The organism is Salinicola sp. (genome assembly GCF_982684285.1).
Genome location: NZ_CEXLVS010000539.1, coordinates 1 through 1,033 on the forward strand (window position 1 = coordinate 1; position 1,033 = coordinate 1,033).

Genomic DNA, 1,033 nt, shown 5'->3' on the forward strand with positions numbered 1-1,033 from the left:
CACGCCTGATTATCTATTTAAAAAGCAAGTGCTGTACACGGAACAACTAGAAAGAGGCGAGTCATGACGAACTATCCTGAAATGTTTAAAACTGGAGTGGTTAAATGTGACGGCTCATTAAAAGGTAAGAAATTACTCGTAAGTGAGGCGTTGATTGCATGGGGCATTACCCACTCAGTTCGGCCTCCTGAGAATTTTGGACTAGCTATGGCAAAAATAAGTGGCTTTTTGGGTGTCCCTGCTGGGCCTGACGATCTAATGGCACTGGCTGATGAGTTACATGCTAGAAGGTGGTGGCATTGGTTCAGATTTGAAAATTCTGGAGGCAATTAATGAGCGACACGATATTTACCGAAGAAGAGATGGCCGAAGAAGAGGCTATCGGCAAGGTTATGGATTTGATAGCCATAAACACTAGGCTGCTGACTGAAAATAAGAAGTTGAAAAGAGCAAAGGCAATGACGGATGTGAAGATTGAAGCACTGACGTTAGCCAATGACAAGTACAAGGCGGCACTTAAAAAAATGAAGGGGAGAGTTGTAGATAATGGTTAAGATTAAGAAGAAAAATCCAAGCTACTTGCACTCACTGTATTCGGGTGTGGTCTTCCCGACCATTCACTTGCCATTAGACTTGTGGTTTGAGGTGTTGCACCCATTGATATTCAACCTTCTCTCACTTGCGGCGGCGATGATCCTATCGGTAATTAACATGCTGTCATTATTAGCGAGAGTACCTGTGTTGGCGTTTTACGGCATCATGGGTCGGGCTAAAGTAATGACCAAAGAGGAGATTGAAGATTACAATAATTTGATGTAATCTTCTAACCTACACAGATTGCTCTCTGTGTTTCGTTGGGAGAAACCTCGTGTCAGAAATGATTCGGGGTTTTTCTTTGGCTGTCGTTTACCGATGCTCATTCCAACGACTGATTGAGATAATAGATGTACTGAAACGAAATGAGAGGTTCTATGAGACTACCCAATGTTAAGAAGCCATGCGGCAAGTGCCCATTTAGAAAAGACAGTTTAGA

Annotated in this window: 3 protein-coding genes; all 3 read left to right on the forward strand. The window is 42.8% G+C overall.

Features of this window, described 5'->3' with window-relative positions:
- The first annotated feature begins 63 nt into the window (after nt 1-63).
- From AC3AYF_RS21765 to AC3AYF_RS21775, 3 genes are read left to right on the forward strand one after another with little or no spacing between them, the layout of a single operon-like run.
- Nucleotides 64-333: a hypothetical protein gene (locus tag AC3AYF_RS21765; protein ID WP_487780548.1), complete on the forward strand. Its 270-nt coding sequence runs from the start codon at nt 64-66 to the stop codon at nt 331-333.
- Nucleotides 333-554 carry a hypothetical protein gene (locus tag AC3AYF_RS21770; RefSeq protein WP_487780549.1) on the forward strand — a complete coding sequence of 74 codons (222 nt, stop codon included), beginning with the start codon at nt 333-335 and terminating at the stop codon, nt 552-554. Before AC3AYF_RS21765 ends, AC3AYF_RS21770 begins: the two co-directional genes overlap by 1 nt.
- Nucleotides 547-819, forward strand: coding sequence for a hypothetical protein (locus AC3AYF_RS21775; protein WP_487780550.1), 273 nt, complete (start codon nt 547-549; stop codon nt 817-819). Before AC3AYF_RS21770 ends, AC3AYF_RS21775 begins: the two co-directional genes overlap by 8 nt.
- Nucleotides 820-1,033 lie beyond the last annotated feature (214 nt).